This is a genomic window from Micromonospora sp. NPDC049282 (assembly GCF_043197045.1).
GTDB lineage: Bacteria > Actinomycetota > Actinomycetes > Mycobacteriales > Micromonosporaceae > Micromonospora.
This window is the reverse complement of sequence record NZ_JBICSL010000005.1, coordinates 322,258-335,834: the sequence shown is the minus strand read 5'-3', so window position 1 is coordinate 335,834 and position 13,577 is coordinate 322,258. Positions and strand designations below refer to the sequence as shown.

The following is a 13,577-nucleotide window of genomic DNA, read 5'->3' as shown; positions in this document are numbered from 1 at the left end:
GCTCGCAACACCGGCTCACTCCTCGCGCTCACCGAGCTTCCTCCGTTCGCGACTGCGGGGCTCGCAACACCGGCTCACTCCTCGCGCTCACCGAGCTTCCTCCGTTCGCGACTGCGGGGCTCGCAACACCGGCTCACTCCTCGCGCTCACCGAGCTTCCTCCGGCGCCGCGACCCGAAGTCGTCGGCCCCGACGGTAAGGGGCGCGCCGACGCGCCGAAAGCGATTTCCACTCCGGGCGCGGCGGCTCGCGGCCCGCTAGGGTCGAAGCGATGACGAGTGATCCCCTGCTGTTGACCGGCGAGCTGGCCGAGGCGAACGACCGGCTGCTGCGTACCGTGGCCGGTCTGACCGCCGCGGACGTCGCGGCGCCGTCGCTGCTGCCGGGCTGGACCCGCGCGCACGTGCTCACCCACCTGGCCCGCAACGCCGACGGTTTCGTCAACCTGCTCACCGCCGCGCGCACCGGCGAGCCGATCCCGATGTACGCCTCGGTCGAGGCGCGTAACGCCGACATCGAGGCGGGCGCCCGCCGGGGCCCGGCCGACCTGCTGGACGACCTGCGGCGCGGCGGCCAGCGTTTCGACGCGGCGGTGGCGCAGATGCCGGCCGAGGCGTGGGGCGCCATGGTGCAGGCCCGGCGCGGCCCGTGGCCGGCGGCGCTGCTGGTCTGGGGCCGGCTGCGCGAGGTCGAGGTGCACCACGTCGACCTGGCGACCGGCTACCGGCCGGCGGACTGGCCGGCGGCGTTCGCCCACCGGCTGTTGCACGAGGTGACGACCGGGCTGACCGGCAACCCGGAGGCGCCGGCCATGGTGCTGCGGGTCGACGGCGCCGGGCACGACATCGTCGTGGGCGATCCCGAGGGGGCGCCCACGGTCACCGGCCCCGCGCCGGAGCTCGCCGCCTGGCTGACCGGCCGGGGCACCGGCGAGCTGCTCACCGTCGACCCCGACGGCCCCCTGCCGAACCCACCGGAATGGATCTGAACATCGTCATGACCTACACCGGAGACGTCACGCCCGGCGGTCCGCCGGCCGTGCGCGAGCTCGACCGGCTCACCGTCACCAAGCTGTCGGTGGGCCCGATGGACAACAACGCCTACCTGCTGCGCTGCCGCGGCACCGGCGAGCAGCTGCTGGTCGACGCCGCGAACGAGGCGCCCCGCCTGCTGGAGCTGATCGGCGACGGCGGGCTGGCCACCGTGGTCACCACCCACCGCCACATGGACCACTGGGTGGCGCTGGAGGAGGTGGTGGCCAAGACCGGCGCCCGTGCGCTGGTGCACGCCGACGACGCCGAGGGCCTGCCGATCGCCACCGAGGCGCTGCGCGAGGGCGACACCGTCACCGTCGGCGACTGCGAGCTGGAGGTGATCCACCTGCGCGGGCACACCCCGGGGTCGATCGCGCTGCTCTACCGCGACCCGGCCGGCGGGCCGCACCTGTTCACCGGCGACTCGCTCTTCCCGGGCGGCGTGGGCAACACCGACCAGGACCCGGAACGGTTCGGCCCGCTCATCGACGACGTCGAGGCCAAGCTCTTCGACCGGCTGCCGGACGAGACCTGGTTCTACCCGGGGCACGGCAAGGACAGCACGATCGGCGCCGAGCGGCCGGCCGTGCCGCAGTGGCGGGCGCGCGGCTGGTGAGCGCGCCGGGCCCGGCCTCCCCCGTGGCGGCCGGGCCCGACCCGCTCAGCCGGTCACCGCGCGCAGCCGGCGCCGGGTGCCGAGCAGCATCGGGCCGGCGAGCAGCAGCCCGACCGCCATGGTGAGCACCGTCGGGTCGAGCGCGCCGGGCAGCAGGCCGGTCAGCGCCCGCGCGGCCAGCCCGAGCGCCACGTAGAGCCCGGCCCACGCGGTGGCGCCGAGCGCCGCGCAGGTGACGAACCGCCGGTACGGCATCCGCAGTCCGCCGGCGGCCAGCGGCAGCAGCGCGTTGAACACCGGCAGGAACGGCGCCACCAGCACGATCCGCCCGCCGCCACGACGCAGCAGCGTCTCGGCGGCCGCCCAGCGGGATTCGCCGATCCAGTCGCCCAGCCGGCCGCGCCGCAGCCGGCCGCCCCAGAGCCGCCCGGCGAGGAAGCTCAACGACCAGCCGGCCAGGCAGCCGGCGACCACCGCCGCGACCGCCGCCGCCCCACCGACCGGCCGGCCCGCGCCGACCGCGGCGAGGACCGCGGCGTCGCCGGGCACCAGCACCCCGAGCAGGGGTACGGCGTCGGCGAGCATCACCACGCCCAGCAGGCCCATCAGCAGCATGGTGGGCAGCTGCCCGAACTGGGCGAGGAGATCCGTCATGGGTCGCACGCTATGCCCGGTCGGCCACCCGGCACATCCGGCGTGATCCCCCACCCGCCCCCGAGGCCGCATCCGGAGGAACCCCCGGGCGTCAGCGGGGGCGCAGCACCTGCACCCGGCGCACCGGGGAGTCGACGGCGGGCTCGGTGGTGGGCACCGGGTAGCTGGCCACCAGCTCCAGCCCGTCCGGCGGCAGGTGGCCGCGGTCCGGGTCGCCGACGAGCACCTCGACGCCCCGGTCGGCGCACCGCCGCAGGTAGGGCAGGACCCGGGCGGCCAGCGCCGCGTCGTAGAGGGCGTCGCCGGCCACCAGCAGGTCGACGCCCGCCACGCCGTCGAGCAGGTCGGCGCCGTCGGCGGTCACCCGGACCCGGTTCGCCCGGGCGTTCACCGTCACGGCGGCCAGCGCGTACGGGTCGACGTCGTTGGCCACCACGTCACCGGCGCCGCCCAGCGCGGCGGCGATGGCCACCAGCCCCGATCCGGCGGCCAGGTCGAGCACGCGCCGCCCGGCGACGAGTTCGGGGTGGTCGAGCAGGTGTCGGGCCAGCGCCTGTCCGCCGGCCCAGACGGAGGCCCAGTACGGCGGCGGGAGCGACCGGCCGGCCGCGGCCTCCATCCGCGCCCACCACAGGATGGCGTCCTCGGCCAGGTGCAACCGCACCTCGGGCACGAACGGCGTGGCCATCAGGCGCAGGCGGTCGGGCCCCGCTCCAGGTGCCGTGATCTCCCGTTCCAGGTCGGTCAGCGCCGTCGGAGTGCTCATCGGGGCAAGCATGCCGCGCCCCGGGTGCCACCGGTGGCATTTCCGGCTCGAAGGTATTCGCGAGCCACGCCGGCACTTCCGCCAGCGGATTCGGGCTCGGGCGGTTACTGTCGGGGAGGTACAGGGCGATCACCGGCCGCGGGCCGGTGCTCACCCGCATTGAACAGGGAGAGACGCATGGCAACCGGCACGGTCAAGTGGTTCAACTCGGAAAAGGGCTTCGGCTTCATCGAGCAGGACGGCGGAGGCCCGGACGTGTTCGTCCACTACTCGGCCATCCAGAGCGGTGGGTATCGCGAGCTCAACGAGGGCCAGAAGGTCGAGTTCGAGGTGACGCAGGGCCAGAAGGGCCCGCAGGCGGACAACGTTCGTCCGATGTGACGATGTGCCGGTGGCGGCGGTCGGGTTCCGACCGCCGCCGCAGCACGCTATCCGGCGGGTGCCGCCGGCAGGTCACGCCGCCGCCGTAGTGGCCCGACCAGCAGGATCAACGGGGTCAGCGCCAGCCACGCGGTCATCACCCGGATCGCGCCGGCCGGCCCCCAGGCGGCACCCAGCGCGCCGGCCACCAACGCGGCGAGCGGGATGGTGCCGTAGTTGAGCAACTGCATGCTCACGGTGACCCGGCCGAGCAGCCGGTGCGGCGTGTACGTCTGCCGGAAGCTGCCCTTGACCACGTTGCCGATGGCGACGCCCAGGCTCACCAGCACGCCGCCGAGCACCAGCCAGGCCGTCCGCGCGCCGGGGCCGGCCAGCGGGATCAGCAGCGCGGGCGGGCCGGTGAGCGCGCCGGCGAGCAGCAGGGCGCGGGCGGTGCCGACCCGGCGGGCCACCCGGGCGGCCAGGGCCGCCCCGACGACCCCGCCGAGGCTGGCCAGGCCGATCAGGAGGCCGACCAGGCCGGCCGGCAGGTCGGCCGAGCGGACCAGGAAGACCACCAGCAGCGCCTGGTAGCCGGTGAGCCCGATGTTGCTGGCCGCGCCGAAGACCGTCAGCACCCGCAGGTACGGATCCCGGGTGACGAAGCGCAGCCCGTCGACCACCTCCCGGCGCATCGACGCGGCTCCGGACGGGCGCCGCGGTGGGGGTTCGACCGCCCGGATGCGGCGCAGGCACAGCGCGGACGCCAGGAAGCTCACCGCGTCCAGCGCCACCGCGGTCACCGCGCCGGCGAGCTGGGCGATCAGGCCGGCCAGCCCGGGCCCGAGCAGATAGCTCGCGGTCTGGGTGGCGTGCAGCCGGGAGTTCGCCGGCGGCACCTGCTCGGGTGGCAGCAGGGTGGGCAGGTAGACCTGGTCGGCGGTCTCGAAGAAGACCCGGGCCAGGCCGCCGCCGAGCGCCACGACCAGCAGGTGCCCGACCGTGAGCAGGTCGAGCAGGGCGGCCACCGGGAGGCTCGCGAACAGCGCGGCCGCGAACAGGTCGGCGGCGATCATCACGGGGCGGCGGCGGACCCGGTCGACCCAGGCGCCCACCGGCAGGCCGGCCAGCAGCCAGGGCAGCCAGGCGGCGGCGGTGAGCACCGCCACCTGGAACGTGGTGGCGTCGAGCACCGCCACCGCGACCAGCGGCAGCGCCACGGTGGTCATGTTGCTGCCCACGGCGCTGATCGTGTGGCCGGTCCAGAGCAGCCGGAAGTCGCGGTGCCGGAACAGCCCGCCGGGCGGTGATGTCGCAGGCGGCGCGGATGCGCCGGCCGGGGCGGTCACGGGCGGGCCGGGACGCCATGGGCGAACAGGAAGACCGGCTCGCGGGTCTGCCCGTCGTCCGGTGCGGGGCGGTCGGCCCAGCGGGTGAAGAGCGCGATCACCTCGCGACTGAGCTCGGCCAGCTCGTCCGGAGTCAGGTGCAGCCAGTGGTCGGTGCTGAACGGCGCGTCGCCCCAGGCGGCGCGGGCCTCGTCGGGGGCCGCGTGCCAGGCCCGCACCAGGGAGGCGTGCCGCTCCAGGTTGAGCGAGCCGGCCGCGTCGGCCACCACCCGGGTGGACGGGTCCTCGTCGAAGTCTGACTCGGACCACCGTACGCCCCTGCTCCGCGGCTTCCACCACCGTTCCCGGCGGTCGCGGGCCAGTTCGGGCGCCTCGACCAGCAGGTCGGCGGCGGCCAGCACCTTGAGGTGGTGGCTGACGTTCGCCGGCGACTGGTCGGTGCGCTCGGCGAGCATGCCCACGGTGCAGGGGCCGTAGACCTTGAGCACGTCCATGAGGCGGCGGCGCAGCGGATGGGCGAGCGCGGCGAGCACCCGCGAGTCGGTGACCTGTCTGACCGTGGGCTGATCCATGCGTTCGAGTGTGGCATTAGCAAGAGTTGTTGCGCAACATCTGTTGCCTAATTTCGGCGTCCCGGCGCCGCGACGCGGCAGTCGTCGCGGCGCGGGCGGATCAGGTGGTGAGCCGCCGGGACAGCTCGTCGGCGACGTCCCGGGCGATCTGCGGCGGGATGGCCTCGGCGATCTTCTCCGGCGGCAACCCGGCGAGGACACCGGTGACGATCTGCTGCTCGTCGGTGAAGTCCTTGCCGGACAACTCGTTCACCTGGGCCACGAGCGCCGGCCAGCTCTGCAGCATCGCCAGCATCTGCTGCAGCGGCGAGTTCGCCTTGGGCGGGTTGACCAGCCCGGTGGTGCCGACCGGCGAGACCAGCCAGTTGCGCAGGTTCTGCAGGTCGGCGAGGACGTTGCCGACCGTACGGTTCGGCGAGCCGGTGTTCTCGATGAGCTTGTCGGTCTGTTCCATGTCGGTCTCCGGGTTCGCTGGGACGATCAGGCCGATCGCGGTGAGATAGCGGCGGAACAGCGGGGTCTGGTCCCGGACCGCCCTGGTCGAGTCGCGGAAGAAGCTGACGTGGGTGTGGAACAGGTGGCTGCTGTCGCCGCTGATGCGCTTGCCCAGCCGGTCCCACCGCCGCACCGTGCGGCCGTCCGCGGAGTAGATGATCTCCCGGATGTCCCGGGTGTCGGTCGCGTTCGCCGCGCACTGCGCCACCATCCAGGTGGAGAACGTCCGCAGCGTGTGTGTGGCGCCGCCGGAGCGGACCGAGAACATGCCGACGTCCAGCGCGGAGGCGTACAGCGTCAACCCGGCACGGTCCCGGGTGGACTCCACCACCGAGTAGTCGTTGACGACGACCCGGTCCGAGCCGCAGTGGTAGCCGCCCCGGTGGCTGGGATCGCCGACGATGCCGACCTCCGCCGGCTCGAGGTCGGAGTCCCGGACGACGTTCTTGTCGACGTTGAGATAGGCGAGCAACAGGTTCCGGACGGCCAGCAGGTTTGCCGGGGCCGACGTCATGACAGATCCCCTCCGATCGATGGTCGACAAGGGCCCAACAGTCACGACGCGTGATGAGGTGAGGTCTACTGACGCGCCCCTACCGGTTGACTGCACGACACCAGCACTTGCCTGGAGAGTATCCCCCATCAGAGGAAAATCCCAGCTCAGGGTCGATATTTGCGATTATCTGCCCGCTGTGGACGACGCGGTCAACAGCGGCAGCAGCACCGCCGACGGGTGCGCGCGGTCGTGCAGCACCTCCCGCCATCCGGCACGGAGCGTGACGGCGGTGCCGAGCGGCTCACCGGTGCCGGGATTGCGCGCGTAGCGCGGGTGCGCGCCGCCGGAGACCTGGACCCGCAACCGGTGCCCGGCCGCGAACCGGTGGGCGGTCGGCCAGAGCGCGACCGACACCCGGAGGACCCCGGACCCGTCCGCCGGGAACCGTCCCGGTTCGACCCGGACCAGGCCGTCGCAGACGTTCCAGGAGCGCCCACGTCGGTCCACGTCGCACAGCCGCACGAACACGTCCAGGTAGGACAACTCACTGCGCAGGTGGATCTCGGCCCGCACCGGTCCGACCATCTCCACCGGCTCGCGTACCGGGTCGCTGGTGTAGGTCAGCACGTCCGGGCGGGACTCCACCGGCCGGTTGTCCACCGCGCCGGCCCGCTGGGCGACCAGCAGCGGGCCGCCCAGCGAGGGGGTCGGGTCGGCCGGGTCGTACCGGATCCGGTCCGGTCCGCCGCCGGCCGGCGGCCCGGGGGCGAGGCCACCGTCGGGTTGCAGGTGCCAACGCGTCGGCGTGGCCGGCGGCGGCCAGTCGGGCAGGTCCCGCCAGCCGCCCCCGGCGCCGCCGACGTGCACCCGGACCGGGGCGCGCTCCGCTCCCGCGGGCGGCGTGGCGGGGCGGTCGGCCAGGTGCTCGGCGAACCAGTCCAGCCCTTCCCGCAGCGAGGCGACCAGCAGCCCCGGGCTGCCGTGCGTCCACGGGCCGACGGTCAGCCTCGGGCGGGCGCCGGCGGCCCGCAGCCGGGCGTAGTCGTCGAGCTGGGCCGGCAGGAAGATGTCCTGCCAGCCGCTGACCATGGCGACCGGCGCGCAGACCTCGCCGATCCGGTCGCCGAAGACCCGGGCACGCCAGTAGTCGGCGTCCGGCGTGTGGTGGCGCAGCCACTCCTGGAAGAACGGCACGGTCACGCCGGTGGCGACCCGGTCCGCCTCGGCCAGCGGCAGGTGGGTCAGCGCGCGGACCAGCCGGGGCTGGCCACGCTTGAGTTCCCACTGCCGGGCCAGCCAGGGCACGGTCTGCGCCTGCAGCAGCTCCGCCCAGGTGAGCACCGTGTCCAGCGCGAAGGACTCCCCCGCGTACGTCGAGTCGCGGGTGGCCGAGGCGGTCACCACCGTGACCATCGCGCGCAGCTCGTCGCCCGCCTCGGCGGCCACCGCCCACTGCACGAACCCCTGGTAGCTGGCGCCGAACATGCCGAACGCGCCGGTCCACCAGGGCCGGCGGCGCAGCCAGTCGAGGGTGTCCAGGCCGTCGTCGCGCTCGTGCACCAGCGGGGCGAACTCGCCACCGGAGCCGTACGTGCCGCGGCAGGACTGGATCACGACGTGGAAGCCGCGCTCGGCGACCAGCCGGCCGAGCAGCCGGACCGGCCCACCCCGCCCGTACGGGGTGCGGATCAGCACGCAGGCGGCGCCGGGCAGGTCGGGCGCGTAGTGGTCGGTACGCAGGGTGGTCCCGTCGCGGACCCGCACCGGAATGTCGCGGGTGACGGTGACCCGGCCGGTGCGGGCGGCGGGCAGCCGCAACGCCGCCGCGGCGAGCCGGGTGACCAGGCTCACGGTCAGCGGTCGCCGGACGGCTCGGAGGTGACCCGGGCGGCGCGTACCTCGTCCCGGTGTGCCCGCATGCTGTGCACCATCTCGCCCATGAACCGGTGCACCACGGCCAGTTCGTCGTCGGTGAACCGCTCCATCACCTCGTCGGTGCGCCGGCCCAGCGGCCCGAAGAAGCTCTGGGCCAGGGTGGCGCCCCGGTCGGCGTAGTGCAGCAGGATCTTGCGGCGGTCGGCGGTGTCCCGGTCACGCCGGATGTGGCCCGCGCGTTCGAGCCGGTCGACCAGGGCGGTGACCGAGCCGGACGAGAGGTTGAGCACGTCGCCGAGCCGGCCGGGGGTGATCGGGTCGCCCACCAGCTCGGCCTCCATCACCGCGATCAGCGCCTGGAGGTCGGTCGGGTTGAGGCCGTGCAGGCCGGCGAACGCGTGCCCGACGTGCTGCGCGTCCACCGAGTAGCGACGCAGGTCGTTGGTGATCTCGGCGACCATCCGCCCTCGCGGGTCGTCCCGTCGCCGATACATGCCGTGCCCCGTCACCGCTCGCCGCCACCCCCTGCCCGGTCCGGTCCGGTCCGGTTGCAGCATAGAGCCTTCCCGGATAATCTCGCTCATCAAGATACTCGTTCACCAAGAATCAACCGGCAGAAACCATGTGAGGCATCCGATGTCACTGTTCACCCGCGTCGCCCGGGGCCGGCTGGCCGCCTGGCTCACCGTGGTCGCCGCCCTGGTCGTCGGCGCGGTGGTCTTCGGTCTACCCAAGCCGGACAACCCCGAACCGGTCTCCGCCACCGGGCTGTCCGTGCAGTGGCAGTCGACGCAGGTCGAACGCCTCCAGGACCAGCTCCCCTCGCGGGACACCCAGACCGCCCTGGTGGTGGTCAGCCGCGCCGACCGGGCCCCGCTCAGCGCGTCCGACCGGGGCGCGCTGGACGGCGCCGCCGGCAAGCTCGGCGCGCTCGCCGCCGGCGGCCGGGTCTCCCCCGCCCAGGTCTCCCCCGACGGCACCGTCGCGCTGGTCGCCGTGCCGCTGTCCACCGCGGGCGACCAGCAGTCCGTGGTCGACGAGGTGGTCAAGGTGCGCGACGCCGTGGCCGACCTGCCGGGCGACCTGACCGTCGAGGTCACCGGCGGGCCCGCGTTCACCGCCGACCTGAGCAAGGTGTTCCAGGGCGCCGACACCACGCTGCTGCTGGTCACCGCCGCGGTCGTCGCGCTGCTGCTGCTCATCACCTACCGCAGCCCGTTCCTGTGGCTCGTCCCGCTGCTGGTGGTCGCCGCCGCCGAACAGCTCACCCTGCGCACGGTGGAGACCGTCGTGCCCGCGCTGGGGATCTACCTGCCCAGCGGCCAGGTCACCGGCATCGCCAGCGTGCTGGTCTTCGGCGCCGCGACCGACTACGCCCTGCTGCTCATCGCCCGCTACCGCGAGGAGCTGCGCCGCGAGGAGAACCGGTTCACCGCCATGCGGGCCGCACTGCGGCGTACCGCCGAGCCGATCCTGGCCAGCGGCGGCACGGTCGTCCTCGGCGTGCTGACGCTGCTGCTGTCGGAGCAGGAGACCAACCGGGCGCTCGCGGTGGCGTGCGCCATCGGCGTGGTCTTCGCCATGCTGTCCGCCATGTTCGTGCTCCCCGCCGCGCTGGTGCTCTTCGGCCGGGGCCTGTTCTGGCCGTTCGTCCCGAAGATGGGCAGCGCCGCCCGGGAGGGCCGGCTCTGGGGCCGCCTCGGCGAGCTGGTCGTCCGCCGGCCGCTGCCGGTCGCGGTTCTGACCACCCTGCTCCTCGCCGGCCTCGCCCTCGGCGGCCTGGGCATCCGCACCGGCCTGTCCGAGACCGAGCAGTTCCGGGAGCGCCCCGAGGCGGTCGCCGGCGCCGAGACGCTGGCCCGCGCGTTCCCGGCCGGCAGCACCCAGCCGGTCGCCGTGCTCACCAATCCGCAGGCCGCGCCCGCGGTGCTCGCCGCCGCCGGCGCGGTCGAGGGCGTCGCCTCGGCCCGGCCGAGCACCGCCGACGACCGGGTCGCCCAGGTCGACGTGGTGCTCACCGCCGAGCCCGGCACCGCCGCGTCCGACCGCGCGGTCGTGGCGCTGCGCGACGCGGTCGCCGCCGTGCCCGACTCCGCGCCCCCCGCGGTCGACGGCGCCGACGCCCCCGGCGGCGCCCTGGTCGGCGGCCCGGTCGCCGCCACCTACGACTCGAGCCAGGCCAACACCAAGGACCTGCAACTGATCCTGCCGATCATCCTGCTGCTCGTCGGCGCCGTGCTGGTGCTGCTGCTGCGCGGCCTGCTGGCCCCGCTGCTGCTGGTGCTGACCGTGATCGCGTCGTTCTTCGCCAGCCTCGGCGCGGCCTGGCTGCTCTTCGACCACGTGCTGGACTTCCCGGCGCTGGACAGCGGGGTGCTGCTGCTGGCCTTCGTGTTCCTGGTCGCGCTCGGCGTGGACTACAACATCTTCCTGGTCACCCGCGCCCGCGAGGACGCCCGCCGCGCCGGCACCCGCGACGGCATGCTGTCGGCGCTGCGGGTCACCGGCGGCGTCATCACCAGCGCCGGTGTGCTGCTGGCCGCGGTCTTCGCGGTGCTGGGGGTGCTGCCGCTGATCACGCTCACCCAGATCGGGATCATCGTCTGCATCGGCGTGCTGCTGGACACGTTGCTGGTCCGCACCGTGCTGGTGCCGGCGCTGGCGTTCCTGCTCGGCGACCGGTTCTGGTGGCCCGGCAAGATCACCCGCGAGCCCGGCGCACCCGCCGAGGCGGCCGGCACGCCGGCCGAGCCGGTCACCGCCCGGGACTGACCCACCGGCCGGGGGCGGCGGCGCGCCGGCCCCCGGCCGGTCCCGGTCCGGTCAGAACGCCAGGCACTCGCACTCGGTCATCAGCGCTCGCACGTTGTAGACGTAGGCCTCGTTCGGGATCCGCAACGGCAACGGGTCACACGGCGGGTTGCCACCGTCGTCGCAGTCCGGCGCCACGTTGCCCGGGCCGACGTTGTACGCGGCGATCACCGCGTTGAGCAGGCAGGAGGTCAGCTCGGGAGTGCACAGCGAGACGTCGAGCCGGTAATCCGAGCCGAAGTGCGAGTCGCCGATCTTCTTGGTCAGCCAGGCCAGGTAGTTGGCACCGAGCACCGCATTGTCCCGGTAGTCGTCCAGGTCGTACTGCTTCTCGAAGCGGTCGTTGACGAACTTTGCCGTCGGCGGCTGGACCTGCATCAACCCGACCCCGGTGTCGCAGGCATAGATGTTGGACTGCCAGCCGCTCTCCTGCCAGGCGGTGGCCTTCACCAGGTTGAGCGGCACCTTGATCTCCGGCGCGGACGACGGCCAGTAGGTCTTCCCGGCCGCGTCGGTCAACGCCTTCTTGACCTGAGCTTTCGTGGCCGCGGTCCCCTTGTAGTGGGGTTTGCAACCGGCGACCGGCGGCTTCGGCGCGGGCGGCGCCTTGGTCTCGGTCAACGCCTTGACCGGGCGCCGGGGCGCGCCGGGGCGGCCGGCGCTCGGCTTCGCAGACGACGCCGACGCGCCGGGGCTGGGTCGGCCGCCCATCGCCTGGACCGCCGGCGGCTGCTCGCTCGGCGGGTCGGCCGGCGCGTCGACCGGCTCCTCCGCCGCGGGCTGTTCGACAGGCGCCTCCGTGGGCAGCTCCGCCGCCACCCCGCGAGCCGGCGGCTCGTCGCCGCCGCACCCGGTCACCGTCCCCGCCGCCAGCAGCGCCACCACCGCAGCCGCGGCCAACCGGCCGACTCCTCGCCGCATCGAACCTCCCCGTGGTTCCGTCGGCGCACCCTAACAGGGATCGACGGGTCCACGGGGTCCCCGCGACGTCGGCCGGCGCTCCCGGGGCCGGGGCGGGCGCTCCCCGGGGCCGGCGCCGAGCGGGCCGGCGTCGCGCCCGGCGACCGGCCCGGCCAGCTCGGCCCCGGCGACCGGACCAGGCAGGTCGGCCCCGGCGACCGGACCGGGGCGGGCGTCCACCCCGACCGGCGGGCCGCCGGCCGCCACCCGCTCCCGGGTCGCCCAGGCGATCACGAACACGGTGGTCCAGGCGGCCCCCAGCAGCACCGACGAGGCGGTGCCGCTGACCGCGCTCCAGCCCAGGTAGAGCCGGGCGCCGGTGACCGCGACCACGCCGGCCGAGGCGACCGTCCAGACGGCCACCGCGACCGGCCAGCGCGACCCGCGCGACAGCAGCCACGCCAAGGTGCCGAAACTCGCCGTCACCACCGCGTTCTGGCTGGGGAACAGGTCCCGGACACGGTCCGGGCCGCCCGGACCGGTCAGGTCGGCGACCACGACCAGCAGCACCAGCGGCACGGCCGCCCCGACCGTGCCCACCACGCCGAGCAGGTCGGCCCGCCAGGGCCGGTACCGCCGGGCCACCACCGCCGCCACCACCGCCACCGCGGCGATCAGCACCCAGCCGCGCAGCACCGACACCGCGGCCAGCGCCGCTTCGGCCACCCCGGGGGTACGCCGGGCGGCGAACCAGTCGGCGGCCAGCCCGTCGAGCACCCCGAGCCCGCTGTGCCGGACCACCGCCTCCAGCAACGCGGCCACCGCCAGCCCCACGCCGAACAGCAGCGCCAGCCCGAGCGCCAGGTTGATCAGCAGTGTCCAGACCGGGCCGACCCGCATGCCGACCAGGAAGAACAGCACCCCGTAGCGGGACCGCAGCCAGCGCAGCGGCGGCAACGCGGCGGCGCGCGCCGCCAGCGCCCGGACCGGATCCGGGTTACGGCCCAGCCAGCGACCGCCCAGCACCACGCCGAGCAGGCACACCAGCAGCGCCAGCACCGCCCCGGTGGCGCGGCCCAGCAGCTCCGACACCCGCTCGTACGACTCGCCGGCCAGGTAGCCGGCCAGCACCGAGCCGCCGACCCAACTCGCCACGCCGGCCAGGTTCCACGGCGCGAACCGCCGGTACGGCATCCCGGCCCCGCCGGCCAGCCGGGGCGCCAGCGTGCGGGCAAAGGCGATCCAGCGGGCGGCCATCATGCCGCGCCCACCCAGCCGCTCCAGCAACTCCTCGGCACGCCGCCAGCGGTGCGGCCCGATCCGGGCGCCGAGCCCGGAGGCGCGCAACCGGGGCCCGTACCGCCGCCCGGCACGGTAGGCGAGTGTGTCTCCGATCACGGCGGCGGCCATCATGGCCACCAGCGCGGGGGCGAGCCGCAGCGTCCCCGCGTACGCTAGGAAGCCGACCAGCAGCAGGGTCGCCTCGCCCGGCACCAGCAGCCCGAAGATCACCGCGGTCTCTCCCGCGACGATCGTCGCGGCGACCAGGTAGATCAGCAGCGGCGGCAGCTCCTGCAGCCAGTTCAGCAGGTCAGGCATTCGGCACCCCGCACGGGAGCCAGCATGCCAGTCGCTGGAACGGTCGGCACA

General features: G+C 74.6%; 13 protein-coding genes. 4 read left to right on the top strand and 9 right to left on the bottom strand.

The window, feature by feature from the left end:
* The first annotated feature begins 270 nt into the window (after positions 1–270).
* A complete protein-coding gene (locus tag ACGFI2_RS12545) occupies positions 271–987 on the top strand; it encodes a maleylpyruvate isomerase family mycothiol-dependent enzyme (protein WP_393514938.1) in 717 nt (238 codons plus the stop codon).
* Positions 988–995: 8 nt separating this feature from the next.
* Complete coding sequence (locus tag ACGFI2_RS12540) at positions 996–1,649, top strand: MBL fold metallo-hydrolase (protein ID WP_393514935.1); 654 nt, start codon at positions 996–998, stop codon at positions 1,647–1,649.
* A 45-nt stretch (positions 1,650–1,694) separates the two neighbouring features.
* On the opposite strand, the gene ACGFI2_RS12535 is transcribed toward ACGFI2_RS12540, so the two are convergent.
* On the bottom strand, positions 1,695–2,303 hold the full coding sequence (locus ACGFI2_RS12535; RefSeq protein ID WP_393514932.1) for a DedA family protein: 609 nt from the start codon (positions 2,301–2,303) through the stop codon (positions 1,695–1,697).
* A 91-nt stretch (positions 2,304–2,394) separates the two neighbouring features.
* Positions 2,395–3,069, bottom strand: a complete 675-nt coding sequence (locus tag ACGFI2_RS12530) for a class I SAM-dependent methyltransferase (protein ID WP_393514930.1) — start codon at positions 3,067–3,069, stop codon at positions 2,395–2,397.
* Positions 3,070–3,246: 177 nt separating this feature from the next.
* On the opposite strand from ACGFI2_RS12530, the gene ACGFI2_RS12525 reads away from it, so the two are divergent.
* Positions 3,247–3,450, top strand: coding sequence for a cold-shock protein (locus ACGFI2_RS12525; RefSeq protein WP_091059998.1), 204 nt, complete (start codon positions 3,247–3,249; stop codon positions 3,448–3,450).
* A gap of 47 nt (positions 3,451–3,497) precedes the next feature.
* On the opposite strand, the gene ACGFI2_RS12520 is transcribed toward ACGFI2_RS12525, so the two are convergent.
* The 5 genes from ACGFI2_RS12520 to ACGFI2_RS12500 all read right to left on the bottom strand — a co-directional run bounded on the left by ACGFI2_RS12520 (position 3,498) and on the right by ACGFI2_RS12500 (position 8,710).
* Positions 3,498–4,778 carry an MFS transporter gene (locus ACGFI2_RS12520; protein WP_393514927.1) on the bottom strand — a complete coding sequence of 427 codons (1,281 nt, stop codon included), beginning with the start codon at positions 4,776–4,778 and terminating at the stop codon, positions 3,498–3,500.
* A complete protein-coding gene (locus tag ACGFI2_RS12515; protein WP_393514925.1) occupies positions 4,775–5,350 on the bottom strand; it encodes an ArsR/SmtB family transcription factor in 576 nt (191 codons plus the stop codon). Before ACGFI2_RS12515 ends, ACGFI2_RS12520 begins: the two co-directional genes overlap by 4 nt.
* A gap of 100 nt (positions 5,351–5,450) precedes the next feature.
* On the bottom strand, positions 5,451–6,359 hold the full coding sequence (locus ACGFI2_RS12510; protein ID WP_393514922.1) for a hypothetical protein: 909 nt from the start codon (positions 6,357–6,359) through the stop codon (positions 5,451–5,453).
* Positions 6,360–6,524: 165 nt separating this feature from the next.
* A complete protein-coding gene (locus ACGFI2_RS12505; protein ID WP_393514919.1) occupies positions 6,525–8,192 on the bottom strand; it encodes a CocE/NonD family hydrolase in 1,668 nt (555 codons plus the stop codon).
* A gap of 2 nt (positions 8,193–8,194) precedes the next feature.
* On the bottom strand, positions 8,195–8,710 hold the full coding sequence (locus ACGFI2_RS12500; RefSeq protein ID WP_393514916.1) for a MarR family winged helix-turn-helix transcriptional regulator: 516 nt from the start codon (positions 8,708–8,710) through the stop codon (positions 8,195–8,197).
* Positions 8,711–8,852: 142 nt separating this feature from the next.
* Between ACGFI2_RS12500 and ACGFI2_RS12495 the strand changes: the two genes are divergently transcribed.
* On the top strand, positions 8,853–10,988 hold the full coding sequence (locus tag ACGFI2_RS12495; protein WP_393514913.1) for an MMPL family transporter: 2,136 nt from the start codon (positions 8,853–8,855) through the stop codon (positions 10,986–10,988).
* A 51-nt stretch (positions 10,989–11,039) separates the two neighbouring features.
* Here ACGFI2_RS12495 and ACGFI2_RS12490 read toward each other — a convergent pair whose 3' ends face one another.
* Positions 11,040–11,948, bottom strand: coding sequence for a lytic transglycosylase domain-containing protein (locus ACGFI2_RS12490; protein ID WP_393514910.1), 909 nt, complete (start codon positions 11,946–11,948; stop codon positions 11,040–11,042).
* Positions 11,949–11,978: 30 nt separating this feature from the next.
* A complete protein-coding gene (locus ACGFI2_RS12485) occupies positions 11,979–13,526 on the bottom strand; it encodes a DedA family protein (RefSeq protein ID WP_393514907.1) in 1,548 nt (515 codons plus the stop codon).
* Between the last annotated feature and the right edge of the window lie 51 nt (positions 13,527–13,577).

What these genes read in the sequence shown, in the direction of transcription:
- ACGFI2_RS12540 (WP_393514935.1), top strand. Translation starts at nt 996, where the DNA reads ATGACCTACACCGGAGACGTCACGCCCGGCGGTCCGCCGGCCGTGCGC.
- ACGFI2_RS12490 (WP_393514910.1), bottom strand. Translation starts at nt 11,948, where the DNA reads ATGCGGCGAGGAGTCGGCCGGTTGGCCGCGGCTGCGGTGGTGGCGCTG.
- ACGFI2_RS12545 (WP_393514938.1), top strand. Translation starts at nt 271, where the DNA reads ATGACGAGTGATCCCCTGCTGTTGACCGGCGAGCTGGCCGAGGCGAAC.
- ACGFI2_RS12515 (WP_393514925.1), bottom strand. Translation starts at nt 5,350, where the DNA reads ATGGATCAGCCCACGGTCAGACAGGTCACCGACTCGCGGGTGCTCGCC.
- ACGFI2_RS12535 (WP_393514932.1), bottom strand. Translation starts at nt 2,303, where the DNA reads ATGACGGATCTCCTCGCCCAGTTCGGGCAGCTGCCCACCATGCTGCTG.
- ACGFI2_RS12530 (WP_393514930.1), bottom strand. Translation starts at nt 3,069, where the DNA reads ATGAGCACTCCGACGGCGCTGACCGACCTGGAACGGGAGATCACGGCA.
- ACGFI2_RS12485 (WP_393514907.1), bottom strand. Translation starts at nt 13,526, where the DNA reads ATGCCTGACCTGCTGAACTGGCTGCAGGAGCTGCCGCCGCTGCTGATC.
- ACGFI2_RS12500 (WP_393514916.1), bottom strand. Translation starts at nt 8,710, where the DNA reads ATGTATCGGCGACGGGACGACCCGCGAGGGCGGATGGTCGCCGAGATC.
- ACGFI2_RS12510 (WP_393514922.1), bottom strand. Translation starts at nt 6,359, where the DNA reads ATGACGTCGGCCCCGGCAAACCTGCTGGCCGTCCGGAACCTGTTGCTC.
- ACGFI2_RS12495 (WP_393514913.1), top strand. Translation starts at nt 8,853, where the DNA reads ATGTCACTGTTCACCCGCGTCGCCCGGGGCCGGCTGGCCGCCTGGCTC.
- ACGFI2_RS12525 (WP_091059998.1), top strand. Translation starts at nt 3,247, where the DNA reads ATGGCAACCGGCACGGTCAAGTGGTTCAACTCGGAAAAGGGCTTCGGC.